Origin of the sequence: Variovorax sp. YR566 (assembly GCF_051992195.1) — a bacterium.
Classification (GTDB): Bacteria; Pseudomonadota; Gammaproteobacteria; order Burkholderiales; family Burkholderiaceae_C; genus Variovorax.
Window position 1 is genome coordinate 2873901 of record NZ_CP197092.1, and the last position, 21256, is coordinate 2895156.

Here is a 21256-nt window from a genome sequence, read left to right on the forward strand (position 1 = left end):
AGTGGCAATAGTCTGGGACTGAGCCTGGGCTCGTTGGCAGTTTTGGGGGGACGGGGAGCTCAAGGCGCTGCTGGGCAGGGGAGGAGCGGCGAGCAGGCGTTCGTTAACGCAGCGACAGGCAATCTCGTACTGCAGAGCGGGGATGACCTGTTGGTCGGCAGGGGCCTGGACGTTCAGAGCGTACGAACATACAACAGCCAAGGCTTGCTGGATGACGACAATGCGGACAACTGGCGGGTAGGGGCGTTCGGGCAGTCCGTCATCTTGACGGGGATTCTGGGTGCAGCCGGCAGTAGTCTTGCTCGGGTAGATCGCGATGGAGCCCAGGCCATCTATGTCTGGGACGCCTCGAAGAGTCTCTACGTCAGCAGCGATGGCGCAGGTGCCTTTGACACGATCGACTACGACGGCGGCGCCTCGGAGTTTGTTTGGACCGATGGAGCCACCGGAGCCTCCGAGCGCTACCAAGCCAGCGGTCAGGGCCGTCTTCTGAGTGCCTCGGACGCGGACGGAAATACTGTCAGCTACCTCTACAACAGCAACGGTACGGTCCAATCGGTAACCGATGCCAGCGGCGAGGTCACCCATTACGACTACGTCGGCACGCAGCTGAATGCAATCCGCACCGAAGATGCGAGCGGCGCAAGTCGTACGCACGTGCGCTATGCATACGATTCCGATGGCCGTCTTTCGAGTGTCTCGGTCGATCTGACCCCGGAAGACGGAGATGTCTCCGACGGCAACACCTACGTTACGACGTACACGTACGACGGCAGCAGTCACCGGGTTGCCAGCGTCGTCCAAAGCGACGGCACGTCGTTGACCTTCACATACGTCCAGTCTGGCGGCATCTACAAGGTCGCCACCGTCACCGACGGGCTCGGTGCAGTGACGCAGTTCGCGTACGACACCAATGCGCTGACGACAACTGTCACGGATCCCCTTGGAGCGCAAAGCGTCTACGAATACGACACCCAAGGTCAGCTCCTGCGGCTGCGCCAAGGGGTGACCGACAACAACGCGAGCGGGGCCAATGTTGTCGACTATGCCTACGATCTGCAAGGCAATGTGCTGCAGATCACCGATGGGCGAGGGAATTCAGTCGACCTGACATACGACTCTCGAGGCAACCTGCTCAGCGAAATCGATGCGACCGGGAACACCCGCGTTCGTACCTATGGCGCTGGCAATCAGCTGCTGACGGATACCGTCTATGCAACGGCGGCAACCGCCGGAGCGGCCGCCTCCCAGCCCGAGACCGTGCGCTACGTCTACGCGCAGGGCAACTCGCGGCAGTTGCGATTCGTCATTTCGGCTGAAGGTGGCGTGACCGAGTACCGCTACGACAGCTTCGGGCAACGTACCGCATCCATTCAGTTCAAAGGGGGAGCGTACGACCTCGCCGGACTCGCTGGGGATGCATCCGTTACCGAAAGCGAAGTCGTTGCCTGGCGCCAGACACAGGATCTGGGGCAGACAGCTCGCATGGACCTTGCATATGACGCACGAGGCTCGATCGTGAGCAGTGCGGAGTATGCGGAAATCGGTGTTGACGGAGAAGGAATCAGCGCATCCGCCGCAGTCACCCACTATATCTACGACGCCCGCGGCCTGCTCCTTCAGAAAATTGAACCGGGCAGCTCGAGCGCGGTCACCAGCTATACCTACGATGGCCTGGGGCGCGTACTCAGTGTACAAGCGCCGAGTCTGGACGGAAGTACAACTCCCAGCACGACCATCACCTCGTATGACGACGCGAATGGCAAGACAGCTGTCACTCTCGCGAATGGGCTGATTACCACCTCCGCCTTCGATCATGCGGGCAGGCTGGTCAGCACCACTCAGCACAGTGTGGGAAGCGGGGTGTTGGGTGTAGCGACATACAGCTACGACGCTCGAGGCAATCTGCTGATGAGCGAGGATCCCACGGGAGCTCGCAAGTGGATGCTCTATGACGAGATGGGGCGCAAGATCGCGGACATCGATGCGACGGGCGCATTGATCGAATACGTGTACGACACGGCCGGACTTCTTCGAGAAACGATTGCGTACAGCACCCCGATCGATACCGCGGCTCTTGTGGACGAGGCGGGGCATCCAACCACCGCGTGGTCGAGTACCAACACGCAGACGAGTCTTGCGGGCTTGCGCCCGCAGTCCCAACCGCAGGACCAGAAGGTCTGGAACTTCTACGACAACGCCAACAGACTGATTTTCAAGGTCGACGCGCTCGGCTACGTCACCGAAACAGTCTACGACGGTGCTTCACGGGTGGTCTCGAGCACTCGTTTGGCCAACCAGATTGACGTTCAGGAGATTGAACGCGCCCAAGAACAGAGCGCAAACTCGTCAGTGACGGGCGCGGATGTTGTGCGCGTGGCTCTCGGTCGCCTTGGAGCGATTCCTGTCACGCTGAGTACCAATGCCAGCTCCGTGTCAGCGGGCTCGTTGGTTTACTTGGAAGCCAAGGTCGAGGGGGTAGGCGATGCGGGCGTGGTGACGTTTTTCAGGGGAAACATCATCCTTGGGACCGTCCCTGTCGTGAACGGCATTGCAGGCCTCGAGACCGATTGGCTGGAGTCGGGTCTGAACAATATCCGAGCTTCCTATACGGCCCAAGGCCAGTCACTAGCGAGCGTCTCGAAGGCGGTCTCCATTGTCGTGACCCCGGCAGAGAGCTCGGCGAGCTTGTCGCTTTCAAACTCGGAGATCGTCAGCGGCAGCGCGCCTGAGCTCACGATGTACCTCAACAGCGTACTTCCCGAGGGGTTCACGGGGGGCGGTGGGGATGTCCGCTTCTATGCCAATGGCATCCTGCTTGGCGTGGTTCCTGTCGTGGACTACATGACATCTCTGTCTGCACCAATTTTTCCGGTTGGCGATGTTCTGATTCGCGCTGTCTACTCCGGAGATGCGAAACACGCGTCGACATTCGCAGAAGCACGGATACGGGTCGAAAAATCTCAAAGCGATCTTTCTCTCAAGGCGGCCTCGACTGGAACGGGCCTCAGATTGACGGCTCAGGTATCGAGTGACGCCGAGTACAACCAGCCGTTCGTTGGTGAGGTTGCTTTCTACGACGGAACCGCCTTCATTGGACGCGGCACTGTTGTGAATGGGATCGCGACGCTCGATGTCAACTATCCCGCCGATCCTACGGGGCATCCACCTGCGTTCCGCGCGCAGTACAGCGGAGATGCCTATCGCCTTGCTACCCAAGGTTCCGCATACTTGGGAGCGACGCTGCTGGATCTAGAGGCCTCCGTTACCCAGGTAGCGCAGGGCAGTCCGGTCACGATCAGGGTGCGTGTTATCGACGATATGTCGAATCGGCAGATCAGATTTTTTGCCGACAATCAATATATCGGAAGTGCTCAGGCAAGCGGTGGCTGGGCGACCCTCACCGTTGACTACCTACCTGTTGGTGCGCAGGTCGCCATCAGTGCCAGCATCTTGGACACTGACCGTATCAGTACGGGGCATCTGGCGATCGAGGTCACCGCTTCCGCTCAGAATCCCGCGGCACCTGTCGTACAGCCTCTAACGATCAGTCCGACCGCCATCGTAGTGACTGTCGGAGAGCCAATTGGAATCGGTATCACGGTTCCTGGTTTGTCTTACCCATCGCCGAGCTCCTTTCTCGTCTTCGATGGAGAAACACTGGTCGGCAAGGCGCTCTACCAAGAAGACGGGAAGATCTTTTTTCCGACTCTGTCAACCGGTACACACAACCTGACGATTGTGTATGAAGGAAACTCCTGGCAGGAGGGGCCGATCTCCGTAGGGCAGGTGGATGTAACGGTCGAGCGCGATGAGCCCGATATCGAGTTGACCACGTCGATGCCCGATCAGGTTTCGGTTGTAGGCAAGCCGATCGCGATCTCGGCAAGGGTCAATTCCACTTCGGGGATACCCGCTGCGGGCACCATCAACTTCTACAGTGACGGTGTGCTGATCGGGTCCGCCAACCTCGTGGGCGGTGTGGCCACCATGACGTGGTCGGGGGGGACCATTGGCACGCACCGCATCACCGCCAGTTACTCCGGCGATGCGAATCACAAGCCTTTCGCGATCGATCAAGCATCGCCAAACGTGCTTATTCAGCCCATCGTCTATGACGCTTCGGTTTGGTGGAGCGCCATCGATGTCAGCACCGAGCCCGAAGTGCCCAAGGCCGGATCTCCTGTGAGCATCAAGGCCTCCATTCGGGGCAGTTATGAGTTGGGTCCCACCCCGACGGGCACGGTCCATGTCTTTGAAGGCGGTCAGCTGCTTGGGAGTGGCTCACTGATCGACGGGGTCTTCACGTTGAGTGTGCCCAGCTTGTCGGCGGGTGTTCACAACCTGAGATTTTCCTACGAAGGAAGCCAGCTCTATGCGACCACGGAAGGGTATTCGCAGGTTGTCGTTGAAAAATATCAGACGAGCGCGACGCTCTCAGCGTCGGCCACCAGCGTTGTTCAAGGCCAAGCGGTCACACTGACTGCGAATGTCGATGGCGGGACACCCGCTCCAAGCGGGCAAGTGGATTTCTTCGCGGGAAGCACGTGGCTTGGCTCGGCAGAGGTGATCAATGGTCATGCAGTCCTGGTGACCAACTACCTGCCCGTGGGGGGCAACGTCACCTTGAGCGCGGTGTACTCCGGGGATGGGCTGCACCTGGACAGCGTGGCTGCGCAGCAGCCCTTGATGCAGGTCAGCGCAGGTGGGCAGAACATCCAACCCCCCGCAACACAGGCAATGTCTGTTATTGGGCCAAGTTACCCGACCGTCGGCCAGCCCATCGAGCTCGCGCTGGAGTTCCCCGGTGGACAGGATCTCGCGGGTGGGCACTACACCGTCTTCAATGGACAGACGATCGTAGGCACCTACCAGGCGGATCCCGCCACGCCGGGCCGAATCAGGATCGAGGGGCTACCGGCAGGATCGATTGATCTTAAAGTCGTCTTCACCAAGGGGTCTGTGACGGGCGTTGCGCAGTATCAAGCCTATGTTGACAAGGCTTCCACAGGCGTATCGGTTTACACATCCCCGTCCAGCGCAGTTGCTGGACAGCCTGTGACCTTCACCATCAATCTCCGGAATACGAGCAACAGCGGGACTAAGCCACCGTTCACCGGTTCGGTCTACATTTTGCTGAACAACGGGGTCAGCGTCGGTCCGGCCACCGTGGTGGATGGCGTTGCGACTTTCACATCCAGCACCCTGCCTTTGGGGAGTCATCAGGTTCGCGTGCAGTACTCAGGTGATGCAAATCATCTGGGCTATTCCTCCTCCTATTGGGGCTTCGAAGCCTGGCTCGATATTCGTGTTGACAAGCCTGCTTCGTACGTGGACATCCTCACGTTCGAGGCCGAAGATGGAGCACCCGTGCGCCTGAGAGCGCAGCCTGGAGGCAGCGGCCAGCCAAGGAGCGGAACCATCACTTTCTACGATGGGCAAACCTTGCTGGGAACTGCTTCGTTGGCGGGTGGGGTCACCGAGTTGTTGGTGACCGGGCTCTCGGTGGGGGAACACCAGATCCGCGCCGTCTATTCTGGCGATGGGAACAATGCTGCGTCCGAGACAACCAGCGTCGTGACAATTGTCAAGGCATGGCCACAGCTGGAGAACCTGAGTGCCACGCCCCTTCCTGCGACCGGCTCTCTTTCTGTACGGGTCTCTCGGACGGACAACTCTCCGATCGATGGAGTAGTTAACTTCTACCAAGGATCTCACTTCTTGGGATCCGCTCAAGTCGTCAATGGGATCGCAACGCTTCCGGCAGCCAACCTTCCTGGTGGAGCTCAGAATTTCACCGCGATCTACCTTGGCGACGAGCGCACGCAAGTATCCGAATTCAACTTCGAACAGATCGTTCAGACCGAGGAGCGCACGACACTCTACGTCGATGAGAGCGAAGCTGATCGGCGAGTCGATCAGGTGTACCGAAAAGACGGGAAGATCCAAGGCTACCTGGACGAAGAAGGCTATCTGACGGAGTACAAGTACAACGCGGCGGGAGAGCTTGTCGAGACAATTCGATATGCAGATCGAGTGGCAGGACTGGAGACCGCCGCGCAGCGAGCTGTTGCGATTGCTGCAGCGAGTGCAAGCCATAGCCTCGTCAGCCTCAGGCCCAACGCAGGCGGGAACGACGTGCATGCGTACAACTTCTACGATGCGCGAGGACGCTTGGTTGGGGTGGTAGACGGTGAAGGGTACTTGACGGAGACCGTCTACGACGCACGAGGAAATGTTGTTGAATCCATCCGGTACTACAACAAGGTCGGCTCGATTGCGAGCAACGCAGCGCTTGCGAATGTGAGGCCATTGCTTGACGCTCGTGATCAGCATGTAACTCAGACTTGGTCTGCGGCCAATCAACTCATCAGCCAAGCAGACACGGAAGGAACCACAACCACCTTCTCCTACAACAATGTGGGCCAGTTGGTGAAGACGGTCTCCGCAGCGGGAACGGTTGATGAGCGGGTTGAACGGCTGCGCTATGACGTTCAAGGACGTCTGATTGGAGAACTTGACGGGCGCGGTAGCGCAGCGATAGGACAAGACGATACGTTCAGTGCTTGGGCTGACAACGGGTTGACGCACACCTACGATGCGGCTGGCAGGCGAATCAGCACCACCGATGCCAATGGGCATCGCACGCTGTTCTTCTACGATGCCGTCGGCCGCCTGGCATATACGGTCAATGCATTGGGTGAGGTCGCAGGAAGTCGATACGACGCCTTGGGTCAGCTGATCGAGCAAGCCACCTTTGGCACCAGGGTTGACGTCGCGACGCTCGGCGCAACAACGCCGGGAGGCTTGAATACCGATACGCTGTCTTCCATGTTGGCTGGTGTGGCGGATACCAGTAAGGACTCGCGCACCTCGCGTGCTTACGCTGCGACGGGAGCGCTGATCAGTAGCACCGATGCGCTGGGGTCGACCACCTTCTATTCCTACGACGCATTCCGCGAGGTGATCGCGAGCTTTGTCGGCCTTCAGAGTGGACTGGGCATCTTCGACAGTGTCGTCTATGACCGTCGAGGTCTGGCCGTGGAGACATCCAAGGGGAACGGCCTGGCTGTTTCAAACAAGGTCTACGATGCCTTTGGCAGACTGATCGAAAGCATCGACCCCAATGGCCATAGCAGCGTATATACCTATGACCGCCTTGGTCGAGTCGTCACGACCGTCGATGCACTGCAAGCAGAGCGCATCACAACCTATGACGCATTCAACCGGGTATTGACGCAGCGTGATGCGCTCGGCAACGTTACTGCCTATAGCTACGACGTCACAAATCGAAGTGTGACAGTGACGACCCCCGAGGGGATCAGCACGACGACAGTTCACACGCGCCAAGGGCAGACGCAAAGCGTCACCGATGGACGTGGGAACACAGTCGTTTACGCGTACGACAGGAGCGGGAACCTCGTGCGTACCGAGGCGCCCGAGGGTGTTGTCACCGAGAACACATACGACAAGGCAGGTTTCAAGACCAGCACCACCGATGCCAATGGCGTGGTCACGGAGTTTGCGTACGACGCAGCAGGGCGCGTATTGACACGCACTGTGGATGCCGAGGGCTTGAACCTTGTCACGACTTACGTGTATGACGCGAAGGGACAGGCGGTTCAGGTCACGGACGCGCGAGGCACGGTCACGCAGACCGATTTTGACTTGGACGGCCGCGTCGTGCGGCAGATCGTGGATCCCGCCAACCTGGCGCTGGCGACGACCTACACCTACGATGCAAACGGCACGACATTGAATGTCGTCGACCCGAGGGGTACGCTGACGGTCTATACCTACGATGACCTCGGCAGGCGCATCAAGGAGCAGTTTGATCCGCAAGACATGAATCTCGTGCGTCAGTACGTGTACGACGCCGCCGGGAACATGATCGAGTTCACCGATGCGAACGGAAACTCGACGCGTTACGTGTACGACGCCAACAACCGGCAGGTTTTCAGTATCAACTCGTTGGGCGACGTACAAGAGAACCGCTATGACGCGGAAGCTCGTCTGATCGAGACAGTCGCCTATGCGACCTCCATATCACCCGGAAATCTGGAGGCAATCCTTGGCCAACCATCGCCAACGCAACCGGAAGATATTGCCGCGCTTCTGACTCCAGTGGTCGGATCGGACGTTGTTCAATCACGCCGATACGACAAAGACGATCGGCTGACTTATACGGTTGACGGAACGGGCGCGGTAATCAAGTACGTCTACGACGCAAGCAACAACGTCACCGAGATGCGCGTATATGCCAACCGCATCGATCGAAGCGCTTGGGCACTGGACTCCGACCCCGCAGTCGTTGCGGATGCCGTGCGCGATGAACGTATCCGCACCGTCTATGACGCGCTCAATCGCCGGACTTGGTCAGTCGACGGCACGGCTGGCGTCACCCAGTATTTGTACGACGGCAATGGAAATGTCGTCGAAAGTCGGGCATACGCAAACCAGCTCACGGCAACAGCACTTGCCTCATGGGATGGAAGCTCGGGCCCGGATGTCATCGCGGACCCGTCAAGGGATCAGCGAGTTCGAACCGTCTTTGATGCAGCGAACCGCGCAACGTGGAGAGTCGATGGCGCAGGTGGTGTTACGCACAACGTCTATGACAACGCCGGCAATGTGATCGAGCAACGCGTCTATGCCGAAGCGCTCTCCGCGGTGGCGCTGTCAGCGTGGGACGGACGTTCGGATCTGGTGCTTCAACCAGACAATGCGCGGGATCAGCAGACGCGAAATATCTACGACGCCGCAGGTCGAATGACATGGACTGTCGATGGTGTCGGTGCCGTACAGAAGAATGAGTACGATGCCAACGGCAACGTGGTGATGCACATCAGCTATGCGAATGCGTTGGGAAATGGGCAATCTCCGCAGAGCATTGAGGGCAGCGGTCAGGACCAGTACACGCGCTATATCTACGACGCCGCCAATAGGGTGGAATACCGCTCGCGCTGGGAAGGTCCCTGGACCGAAGACAACCCCTACGGCCCAGCGCTCGATGGACGGGAGGAGGTTTCTTTCGACTACGACGGCGTCGGTAGGTTGCTGCGAAAGACGGTGCACACCAGCTTCACGTACTGGCAGCCGATGGGCTATTCCTCGCCTGAGGAAGATCGCAGCTATTACTACGTCTACGATGCGGCCGGAAGGCTCAGCTACACCGTCGACCCGGAAGCCGCAGTCACGCGCAATATTTACGATGGAGCTGGACGACTTGTTCGGACGGAACAGTTTGCCAATGCCATTGAAGGTGGAGCGACATTCGGCTATTGGGACCACGGGGGTGTTGGCGATCGCGACAGAACCCTGAGCGGCTACGGGCAAGCGTCCAGGGCCGCAGTGTCCAGTTCGGTGGAGACCAGCGCGCGGTTCGACCCGACGGTGAACGTCTTCCTGCGGTTGACGCCTGAGCTCCTGGAGCAAGCCCTCGAGCGCAATCCTTCCGCCGACCGCGTCACCAGAATGACCTACGACGCCGCGGGTCGCCGCACATTCGTCGTTGACGCCATGGGAGGCCTGACCCAGCAGGTCTATGACGCCTTCGGCAACGTCACTCAAGAGATCGCCTACGCCAATCGGCCCGATCTATCGGCTGCGGGAGACACCCTCAGCGAACAGGACATTCTCGCGGGCCGATCTTCGAATGCACTGGCCGATAGAGTTACCCGTCATTTCTTCGACCAGGGGCAACGCCAGGTACTTTCGATCGATGCGCTGGGGGGGCTTACTGAGCTGAGGTATGACGGGATCGGCCGGTTGACCGAATCGCGCAAGTACGCATCGCCGATCAACACGACCGCCCTTGCAGATGAGGCGACGACCAGCGATGTTCGGGCCCTCGTCATGGAAGACGCTGCAAATGATCGAACGTCTCGCATGGTGCACGACGCTGCAGGTCGACCAGTCTTTGCGATCGATGCACAGGGCTATGTCACCAAGACAGAGTACGACGGCCTTGGGCAGGTCAGCAGCACCACGCAGTATGCGCGGCCAATTTCGCTGGCAACGACAGCTACCGCATCCCAAATCGAAGCCGTGCTGGAACCCGACGAACAAGATCGAACGAAATCCTCCGTATTTGATGCGTTAGGCAGGACTGTCCTGAGCATCGACGCCTTGGGTTACTCGGAGTCCTGGACCTACGACATGCTCGGCAACAAGACGAGCTATACCAACGCGAAAGGATCCGTTTGGACCTATGAATACGATGGCCTAGGCCGTCTTGTCAGGGAGGTCTCTCCAGAAGTCGAAATCACAGCCCTCAAGAGCGGATTCAAGGATCGACTCCAGGTCGATAACGAGCAAAGCGGGCTCGGCTCCGTCGTGACCGAAATGCGGTATGACGTCCTCGGAAACATGACGCGCCGCACGGAAGGCGTTGGTCTTTCGTCGGAAAGAAGTACAGACTACACGTACGACAGAGTCGGGCGTCAGATTCGTGTGGATTATCCCGAAGTGGATATCTACGAAGTGGGCGAAGTAAGCCTTGAGTCGCCGCAACGGCTGTACACGACGACCATCTACGATGCCTTCGGAGACGCGATCGCGAATCGCGATGTGGCCGGGAATTTCAGCATCAGGTCGTACGACAATCTGGGCCGGCTTCGATATGAGGTCGATGCACTCGGATACGTGACGGGATACACCCGCAGTACTTTCGGAGACACGGTCGCCCTCACGCGTTATGCATTCGAGGTAGGGGGTGACATTCGCGTTCGAGAGGAGTGGTGGGGAGAAATTGTTGTCCCTCGCTCGGAGGACATCGAGGCCGCTATTGAGACGGATGGCCGTGATCGAACGATCTTGACGACCTACGACCGCTTGGGCCGCTCGATTGAGGTAAAAGAGTCCGAGGTCGCCGTCTACGACGCGGCAACGGGCTCGCAGGGGACGGCTGGGAAGATTACTCGCAACACGTACAACAGCTTTGGTGATCTGGTCCAGGTCGCACAGAGCTTGGGGGCGGACGATTGGGTGCTGTCGGCATCGAACTACTACGACCGCAAAGGTCAGCTCGCGGCAACGGTCGATGCGCTGGGTTACCTCACCAAGCAGGCCTTTGATGCTGTTGGGAATGTGGTCGACAGGACAGAGTTCGCGCGCTCTCTCGACGGTTGGAACGGCATCGCGAGCCTGGCTGGCTGGACCGGGTTCTCAGTCTCTGTGAGTGATGGCGCTGCGCTTTCGCCAACACTCGATGCGGCCAACGACCGCCGTGTGCTGACGAGCTATGACCGAAACAATCGAAAGACCTCCGAAACTCGGGTGCACGTTGAGTACAGCGTTGCCAGCGACGGTAGCAGCACGCGCGGAGACTTGACAACAACCTTCCGTTATGACGCAGTTGGCAATCTGACCCGAACGATCGATGCGGCTGGGGCATCAACCTATAGCTACTATGACGCGCTCGGTCGGGTGGTTGCGGTAGAGGAGCCCGCGCGTCCAGGTGCCGATGGCGTCACGATGGTGAGGCCGTTGACGGTCTTCAGGCGTGATGTGTATGGGAATGTGGTCAGCAAGACCCAGTATCTGAATGGAGGGAGTGAAGGAGCTCCTGTAGATCCTCGGCCCATGCCGTCGTCCATCCATATTCCGAATCCGGAAGTCGCAAGCGCGCAGGCTGGAGGGTGGACGCTTATCGGTGGGTCGGGCTACATGTCTTCGGTCCCTTTCGATGGGGGCAGCCCCGTCTATCGCTTGCGCAGCGACTTCTTCGGACCACTGCACTACTACACCCAGTCAAGCAACGAGCGCGACATTCTGCTGGCATCGGGAATCTGGCATGACGAGGGGATCCTGGGGTACTTGGCCGACAACGAGGACACAGGAACGATCCCGCTGTACAAGGTGCAGCTGCGACTTCCCCCATTCTGGCCTCCGGAGCTCCAGAGCTTCTCGGCCTATCACTTGCTGACGACCAGCTGGGATGAGGTCCAGAATCTCGTTCAGAACTTCAATGCGACGTTCATTGGAACGGTTGGCTATGTGGGAGAGGCACAAAGCTCCACCCTCGATACCGAGATTGTGAGGATGTTCAACCCCTTGGTCGGGGACCAGTTCTACACGGCCGCAACGATCCAGGCCGATCCGTTCGACGATGTCGATCTCGTAGCGAGTACTGACCGGACGAGCTTTGCGAAGTATGACGCTCAAGGTCGTCTGACGCAGAGCACGGACGAGATGGGAGTCAATCACTACTACGCGTACAACGAGCGTGGACAGGTCGCCGTCGAGCGTCAATACGTCACCGAGAGCGACGGATCGAAGACCGAGCTTCGCAAAGAGTACTTTTATGACGCGCTCGGGCGCCAGACTGAGGTCCTCGAACGCGGGACGGTGACAGACACGGCCGACTACAGCAACGATGCGACTGCAAGAGGAAATATCTACAGTAGTAATCCACGCGCGGCTGTGACCCCAGGGGAGTACCCCGTTCTCGATGAAAATGGAAATCCTGTCATTCCGCCGCAGGGTGGCACAGGCGTAGGCAACGGCACCATCAAGCTCACGCAACTCGGAAACGTCATTGACGCCGCAGGCGGCGAGGTCAAGTTCGAGATCGACTACACGACCCCTGCGCGTGCAATTCCTGGTGATGAGGACTCGGAGCCAACGACCGAGCCCGGCCACAGCGCGACCTACTCGAAGAGCTACGCCATTGCGGCGAGTGCGTTGCAGTTGCAAGGCGTCAGCCTCACACCAGATGCAGAGCCGATTGCTACGGTATCCGCGATTCGCATTCTGCAAAAGGATGGTGCAGGAAACTGGGTCGTTCGTTGGCAGGGAACACCCGCGGATGCGAACGGAGCCAACTGGCTGGGCGTTGGTAACACGGACGACCATCGCGTCAGTACTTCGCTAGACTACAACGCGTTCGGAGAGCTTGTCTCGAAGCAGGTACAAGCAGGAGAGACGCAGGTTGGAGCTGAGACATTCGACTATGACAATGCCGGTAACCTGGTATGGACGGATGCAGGGAACGGCGTTGCCAAGACGCTGAAATACGACCGTCTCGGCCGGCAGACTGCAGAGATATCTGGCGAAAGTGGCGATCCCAACAGCCGGTACACGGGGACGGTGTACGACGCGCTGGGGCGAGTGATCGTGAAGAAGTTGGCCGCGCGGGAGTCTTCGGACGTGCCCAACACATCCGTTCAGCCGGAGATCCATCAGAACGTGGACCGATGGGGCAACGTGGTGAGTATCAGTGACCCGCGTTCCTCGAACTGGGTGACGCACTACAGCTATAACGCCAACAATCAGCTGGTGCGTCAGGTGCAGACGGACAGCGATGGCGTATCCGGGATCGACGCCAATGGGAACGTCGTCAATGCGAATGCACCGGTGACTTCCATCTACTACGACGCGATGGGCCGGCAGGTGGCAGTGCACGATGCCAATGGCAACGTCAACGGCCAGGAGTGGGATGACGGCGGCAATCTCGTCAGGGAACTGCACGCGGACGGCAACGGGGTAGACACGGGTGTGGTCAGCCATACCTACAACGCCTTCGGCAACAGGGTGAGCACCACGGATGCCGAGCACAACCTCACCTCCTTTACCTTCGACAAGCTCAACCGCAACGTGCGTACGAACTTCGTGTCGGAAGGGGTTGTGCAGAAGCAGCGTTGGGATGAAGCCGGACGTCTGGTCTCTCAAACCAACGGGAACAACGAGACGACGAAATACGGCTACGACGTTCGGGGTAACCTGATATGGACAACGCAGCCGATGGGGCAGACCACCTATGCCGGCTACGACGCACTCAATCGCAAGGTGATTGAGATGGACGCCAACGGTGCGTTGGCAACCTGGACATACGACTACTTCGGCAAGCTGACGGCGCACCGCGATATTGGTGGAGCGCTGTATAGCTACACGTACGACAGCCTTGCGCAACTGAAGACACAGACCAACACCCGTGGTCAGAACTTGAGTTTTGACTACGATGGAGCGGGTCAGTTGATCCGGGCGACCGACGGTGCCATCGGGCAGGAAACGGCCTACGCCTACGACCTGGGAGGGCGCCGACTTCGCGAGAAGACGGTGCAAGGCGGCGTCACCTACCAGGATAACTCCATTGCCTATGATGCCTTGGGGCGCATGCGTTGGGTCAATGACGGCAGTGGAGGCGTCACGCTGACGGTCGACTACGACAAGGTTGGCAATCGCACGCACATCCGTACTCAGTTGAACAATGCGGATGTCAACACGCTGCCTTCGGACACGCATCGCTACTTCCAGTACGACGCGATGAACCGTCAGATCCTGGTGGATTCGTCCAGCGTGGATGGCTCGGTTCTGGGGGCTGAAGGCCACCGGCTTGAGTACGACTACAACGGCCGTCGCGTCATGGACACGCGGGAAGGGGTGCGAATCGAGCTTGATGCCAATGGCCAGTGGGCTCCACAGGCTGGGGAGACCGTCGAGACTTACGGCTATGACGGATTGAGCCGCTTGAAGACCGTCACGCGTGACAACGTGCTGGTGGAGTCTCGCACTTACGACGGGGCTGGCCGGGTTCTCACCAACAGTCCCGGAGCGCTGGATTCCGGCTACATCGCGCTGCATAGCGTGTCTCAAGGCGTGACGGGTAACGACCCGATCCAGGCACGCATTAGCCAGTACGACGCCAACGGTCGGATCACCTATCAGAGCACCCTGGCCTACGTGTCGCCGCTGGTAACGCCCAGTGGACAAACTTTCACTGGCGTCACCTATGAGTACGATGCCGCGGGCAACGTGTTGGGCTACCTCACCGCTAATGCGGACCCGTTGAACCCGACCTTCACGCGCACCGAAAACGGGGTGCAGCGGGGTGAGGGATACAAGCAGGCGATCAGTCTCAGTCAGACTGTAGCGGCGGCGGGAGGCTCTGCCGGGACGCCGATTTCACAAGGCGGCGTCGGGTACAACTATGACGTCAACGGCTTCCTGACGCACACCGGCGATCCGGGCAACCAGACGGTCACGCAGAACCACTTCTTCGTCAACGATGCCAACGGCACGGCCCTGTACGCCTACTACGGCAACCCGGCCACGCCGATGCAGGGGCAACGCCAGTTGGTGGTGAACGGGGAGGTGCTTGGCCGCTACGGCTGGGTACCCGACCAGCGCTATGCGGGCGTCAGCTTCCCTGTGCCCGGCTTTACGCCCTACAAGCAGGAGGCAAGCTTCAGCTTTGGCTATCAGCCAATCAACGGCAACTACCCGGCGGGTACGCCGGGCACTTATGCCGTCGGGGCGAGCGATACGCTGCAGGGCATCGCCAAGAACGCCTACGGCGATTCGAGCCTGTGGTACCTGATCGCCGACGCCAACGGACTGGGCGGCAACGCAGAGTTGCGCGTGGGACAGGTGCTGACAATCCCGGCGCATGTGTCCAACTCGGACAATAGCGGCACCTTCAGGCCGTACGACCCAAGCAAGATCCTGGGGGATACCAATCCCACCATGATGGCGCTGCCCCAAAGCCAGGACAAGGGCTGCGGTGGTCTTGGGCAGGTGATCGTGGCCATTGTGGCGATCGTTGTCACGATCTACACCGCGGGCGCAGCTGCAGGTGCTTGGGGAGCGGCAGGAACCGCAGGGACGGCAACAGCGTCTGCCGGAGTTGGGGCGACCATGACGACGGGGCTGACCGCCATGGGCGGTGGCTATGGAGTGGTGGGAGCCGCAGCAGCGGCTGTTGGTGGCGCTGTCGGCTCGATAGCCAGTCAGGCGGTGGGCATCGGGTTGGGAGTGCAAGACAGCTTCAGCTGGAGAGGTGTGGCGCTAGGTGCGCTTGGGGCGGGAGTTGGTGCTGGTGTAGGCGCGGCACTGAACGTGCCTGGAAGTCTGCTTGCTGGTAACGGATGGCAGGCAGTGGGGCGTGCAGCGATCTCGAATGCGCTCACGCAGGGGGTTGCCGTAGCTACTGGGCTCCAAGACCAGTTCAGTTGGAGAGGGGTGGCGGCTGCTGCAGCAAGCTCGGCGATTGGACAGGGCCTCAATCAGGCGATGAACTACGACCCAACGATGGGCTTCGAGTTCAGCAAAAGCTTGGTTTCCGGCGTGGGCAGCAGCGTGATTGCGCAAGTGGTACGCGGCGGGAAGATCACCGCAGCTTCGGTGGCGTCAGATGCTTTCGGGAACATCATTGGTGACTCTCTGGCGGCTGCGAACCGTAGCATCGATCCCGCGAACCCCTACGGCTATCAACCGTCGAGCCGCGGTATCACTGGCTGGCGTAATTTCGAGGGGGCACTTGGCAATGCACTGGGGGACTCCATCGCAGCGGCCAACGGGCAAGGCAGCGCGAGCAGCATTCCAGGGCCGGTGGGCGCCGACGAAAGGTCGCGCATCCTGGGGATGTTCAGTGACGGGCCATCGATGACATCGAGGTCGAACTACAACACCGAGCCTTCCGGAAACGGCATCTTGGGTTGGCAAGACAGCCAGTCTGCGCAGCCCGGCATGTTGCGCACCGGCGAGGTGGGTACTGACGCTGGAATCAGTGACGCGGAGATCACTGCGATGCGCAAGCAGAATCTCTCCCGCGCCCAAGATTTGGCTGCCCAGAGTCTCGCGCGCGATGGTGGCTCAGGCGATGTCCAAGGCTGGATCGACGCGGCTGGCAGGTATCACGTGGAGTTCGGTTTAACCAGCGTACCTGCAGAAAGAAACTTCCTGATGGAGGGCAGCGCGTCTGCTCGTGCGTCTGCCGTTGCACCTTACAACGAGATGATCGCCAACTCCGATAGCTGGATCGGGAAGGCGGGGGGTGTTGCTGGACGCATTGGCACCAACGTTGGATATGACCTTGCGGATGCTGGGATCGGCCTCTACACGCTGGCGACGAATGGCAATGCGCGGGCGCAGCTTGGAAACACCCTGGGCTATGCCGCAACACACCCCTTCAACGCGATGTACGCGGGCTACAACAAGGCCGAGGCCTACTTGGCGAGGACCGACGCAAGCCAAATTGCAGAAGATGGCGCTCGGCTTCTTTGGGGCGGGGTGGCGACTGCAGGTACGGGCAAGGTGGCCACCACGGTGGGAGTCGCGAGCGTAGAGGGGGCGGTGAATACAGCGCGTTGGCTTGCACCAAAGGCTGCGGAGATAGCCGAAAGCCAAATAGGTCGCATGGGAGGAAGACTCTATGCTGTTGAGTCCGGGCCATCGCTGAGCGGCTCTGCTGCGGGTTCTGATTTTGTTGGCCCACAAATGCCCACTACATATGTATCGGCAGAGATGCAGGAGAAAATCCTCTGGGGACAACGTCAATTAAGATCTGATGGGACCCCCTCTAATGGATTAATTGGCGCGCATTCTGGTGAAATTGGTAATAATCTTCCTAATTATGCTGTGGAGGTGCTGAGGAGCAATCCCGATGGTACTTCTTCGGTGAAACTTGTAAAGCAATTTGCCGATGGAAATGTTTCAAAAATTAAATCAAGTACTCTTGCGCCCGCGACATGGTCGGATGCGGATTTTCTGGACGCCATTCAAAGAGTTGGTGCTCCGGAAAATGCAATCGCCGCACGTCTATCAGACGGTTCAACTTTTTACCGAGGTACGGTCAGAGGGGTCAACATGGAAGTTATCAAGATCGGCAACCGTGTAACCTCGGCATACCCAACAGGCGGACCATTCAGCTTGCTTGACTCACTTGGACTGGCTCCAAAACCTTAGAAAAAAGTTATATGTTCTCTGAATATGATGATTATTTGAAACTTGATTTTCTGGTTGACTATTGGTATGACGAAGGCATTGATATCGCATCGAAAATAATTTCGAGGTTTGAAGAAAGTGCCTGGGATGAGCTGTTGGTAAATTGCTCGCTGAGAACGAGTCAGTGGAAAATTCGTTGTGCTGAAACTTTGGATTTGACAGTGCATCCGACTTCGGTTTTGGTATTGCTGAGACTGTTAGATTCCTCTGACAAGGAAGTCGTGCTCGCTGCTGCGGATACTCTGCGAGATAAAAATGTCGAAAAAATTCCTTTGAGAGTTGTGGCGGAACTTCAGGCGTTTGCGGAAAAAGGCTCTCCGCCTGTTAAAGCTATTATTGGAAATATTTTGGAAAAATTAGATATCAAGTAATAAAGGCTAGATTTGGCAATGCGTTGGGCGACTCCATCGCAGCGGCCAATGGGCAGAAAACACAGGGCGTTGGCCCGTGGTCTGAGAAGGACTACCGCAACGGGTCGGACATTCAGGACGATGACTACCTGAACGCGGCTTCGCATGAACAACGGGTTCAGCAGATGCAGGCACAGGCTGGATCGGCTTCGGCTGCAACCTATGTGCCGGGCAGAGCGGGAGGCATGACGGCGTTGCCGGTGGAGGTGCAGTCGGCCCTGAATTCCGGCGGTGGGTACCTGCCATCGATGTACCCAGATCCCCAGCAGGTAAGCGTCTGGCGTGATCGAAACACAGGGGTCACGCATCACGACTTCGATACGAGCGCGGATGCGATGTCAGTTCGTCCGCAGAGTGCCTTGGTGGCTGGAGTCTTGCCGCCTGTTGGCAACCTTCCATCGCCCTATGGCAGGTCGCTCACGACGGGTGAGGAACTAGCCTATCAGCTTGTCGGCGGTGTTCAAGGTGTGGCGCTGACGGGCATCGAGGCTGCCAATAGCACGGTGCGCATTCTGGGCAACACCGTGCTCCAGATTGGTGACATCCTGACCGCTGGGGTGAACCATGACAGCCCGATCATTCAGCAGGCGTGGATTGAGCAAGGTGCATTGGCGCAGGGTGTCGTCAACCTGGTGACCTCGCCTCGTGTTGTTGCGGGCCAGGTCATCGACAACATCGCTGAGAATTATGCTCGTGCAGAAGCCTTAAGAGCACAAGGCGATGAGATTGGCGCGGCTCGAATCAACGCGAACCAGACCTCGGCTATCGCTGCCGGCGTGCTGGGAGGCGCCCAGTCGATTCGGGATGTCGCGCGCTTGGGTGCCGCTGGTTTGCGTGAGTTGGGAGTGCAGGACTATGCATTCAAGGCCGTTGACCTTGATGCTGCATTGCCAAGCTATGGCAGATCTCAACGTGGGGCGATTGGGATCGGATTGGAGCCAATTCCAAACAAGCCAGCCACATACAGCGTTGCGTTTGAAACGCAGCTTGATGTGGTTGATTTTGGCAAGAGTAGAGATGTTCATTTTAATCGGGCCAATGCGGCTCTTGATAAAGCCTTACAGGCGGATTCGGAATTCTCGGTGATGATGGAAAAATTAATTCCAGGCGTGCAAGACTCTGTATCAGCCATTGGCGGAAGGACTAGGCCGAGTGGCTGGATATGGGAGCATGCTTCTTCTTCGACGGCTTTTGGTCAGCAGGGAATCATGCGACTTGTCCCCAGTTATCAGCACACACCGGGATCATCATGGTGGCGAGCATTGCATCCTAATACTGGTGCATCGGGCGGTTATGCTGAGTGGGCAATCCCAGCAGGGGCACCTAAAAACTAGCAGCAAATGAACGTAGATCGAATAAACATAAATATCGGGGGTCTGCCCTCGACAGGCTTTAACGGGGACGAGAGAGAGTTTGAAAATCTCGAACGTCTTGCTGGTGGCCATCTTCCAGCTAGTTATCGAGAGTTGATGAAGCGGGCAGACGGTGGTCATCCAGAGATTGGATGTTTCCGTCCACTGGGAAGTGGTGTCCCAGGAAATTTGTTTAGTGTCGACTGGTTCTACTCGCTTGCGAATCCTGCCATTGAAAACGTCAGGGTTGCATTCGCAATGTGGTCATCATTGCTGGGGGAAAAGACGCTGCCATTAGGGGCAGATGGTGGTGGAAACCAGATATATCTTCAACTGAGTGAGGCCGAATCGTCAGTTTGGCTGTATCTACATGATGAGGGAGGGAAGAGAGTGAAAATTGCTAACAATCTAGAGGACTTCATTGATTCCTTGGAGCTAAACCCCGACTTCATATGAGAGTTGCACCATGACAAGCAGGTATGCTGGGAGACCATTTCTAAGACTGCTGGAGTTCTACGTACTCGATGCAATAGGGCAGTTGGATGAGCGCTACGCTACAACATTGCAACGCATGGAGCCCAAGCTTCAAGAAACGTATGGAATGCAAGGAAGTTGGTCAGAAATTGTGCGTGCGCAGATGCAGTTCCCTGACTCTTTGCCAGAAAAAATCCGACTCCTATGGGAGCGAAATCTCGAATCGGCGCGCGCCAGCGACTTGGCGATTGATCCCGAACGATTTGCAGAAGTCTTTGTAGATCAGAATTTCCCGGCTGCTAGCTAACTGCCGCTAAACAAAAAAGCCCTCACCGCCCCAGCTGCAAGGCTGAGGTATGTGAGGGTTTCGTCGTTGATGGTGTTCGCTGCTCGTCAGCCCGTAATGGTCCGACGAAGGCCGTCCTTGCCTGATGCGCAGGCTGCAGGAAGCATCTGACCTCAATCGCAGACCCGCTTGGAGGTGTGCGCTAAAGGAGATGGTGCACACCATGAAGAGTGAGCAAGACTCGAAGGCCGGCCGACGACATCACGACCGTGCGTTCAAGCAGGAGCTGGTGCGACAAAGCCTGGAGCCAGGCGCGTCCGTATCGGCGATCGCGCTGCGCAGTGGCATCAACGCCAACATGCTGTTCAAGTGGCGCAGGGAGCATGTTCGAGCCGCAGGCGACGCGCCGCCGGCGGTGCTGTTGCCGATAGAGGTAGCACCGGCGACCGAGGTCATGTCCATTCCGACTTCCGCTGCGCCTGCCCCATCGTCATCGAGACCGACACCGCGGACTGGCGTCATCGAACTGGAGTTCGCCGGCGCGCAATTGCGACTGCGTGGCGCTGTCGACGAAGACAGTCTGTGCAGCGTCCTGCGCGCGCTGCGCCAGAGTGCATGATCGGCCCGCGGGCGGGCACCCGCGTCTGGCTGGCCGCTGGCGTGACGGACATGCGTTGCGGCATGGACACGCTGGCGGCGAAGGTGCAGACCGCTCTCACCGAGGATCCGTACTCCGGCCACGTCTTCGTCTTCCGCGGGCGGCGCGGCGACCTGGTCAAGCTGTTGTGGAGTGACGGCGACGGCATGTGCCTGCTGGCCAAGCGGCTGGAGCGAGGGCGATTCGTCTGGCCACAGGCCGAGTCGGGATCGATCTCGTTGAGCGGTGCGCAGCTGTCGATGCTGCTCGAAGGCATCGACTGGCGCCGACCCGAGCGCACCTGGCAGCCACGCGCAGCGGCGTAGTGGAGCATCGGCCAAGTTGACAGGACAACTCCCGTTGTAGGGCCAGG

At 58.6% G+C, this 21256-nt stretch carries 7 protein-coding genes; all 7 read left to right on the plus strand.

Translation table 11 applies throughout. From position 1 onward, the window contains the following. Positions 1-204: 204 nt before the first annotated feature. The 7 genes from ACTG4X_RS13475 (at position 205) to tnpB (ending at position 21209) form a co-directional block, all read left to right on the plus strand. Positions 205-17685, plus strand: coding sequence for an Ig-like domain repeat protein (locus ACTG4X_RS13475; RefSeq protein WP_440533997.1), 17481 nt, complete (start codon positions 205-207; stop codon positions 17683-17685). An 11-nt stretch (positions 17686-17696) separates the two neighbouring features. Continuing rightward, a complete protein-coding gene (locus tag ACTG4X_RS13480) occupies positions 17697-18095 on the plus strand; it encodes a hypothetical protein (RefSeq protein WP_440533998.1) in 399 nt (132 codons plus the stop codon). A 23-nt stretch (positions 18096-18118) separates the two neighbouring features. Next, the gene (locus ACTG4X_RS13485) at positions 18119-19468 is read left to right on the plus strand and encodes a hypothetical protein (RefSeq protein WP_440533999.1); all 1350 of its coding nucleotides are present in this window, start codon (positions 18119-18121) and stop codon (positions 19466-19468) included. A 6-nt stretch (positions 19469-19474) separates the two neighbouring features. Then, positions 19475-19942 (plus strand): SMI1/KNR4 family protein, encoded by a 468-nt coding sequence (locus ACTG4X_RS13490; protein WP_440534000.1) that lies wholly within the window; start codon positions 19475-19477, stop codon positions 19940-19942. 10 nt (positions 19943-19952) lie between these two features. Further along, positions 19953-20267, plus strand: a complete 315-nt coding sequence (locus tag ACTG4X_RS13495) for a hypothetical protein (protein ID WP_440534001.1) — start codon at positions 19953-19955, stop codon at positions 20265-20267. A 202-nt stretch (positions 20268-20469) separates the two neighbouring features. Continuing rightward, positions 20470-20865, plus strand: coding sequence for an IS66-like element accessory protein TnpA (gene tnpA / locus ACTG4X_RS13500; RefSeq protein ID WP_440532379.1), 396 nt, complete (start codon positions 20470-20472; stop codon positions 20863-20865). Next, positions 20862-21209: an IS66 family insertion sequence element accessory protein TnpB gene (gene tnpB / locus ACTG4X_RS13505; protein WP_097197973.1), complete on the plus strand. Its 348-nt coding sequence runs from the start codon at positions 20862-20864 to the stop codon at positions 21207-21209. Before tnpA ends, tnpB begins: the two co-directional genes overlap by 4 nt. Positions 21210-21256: the final 47 nt, after the last annotated feature.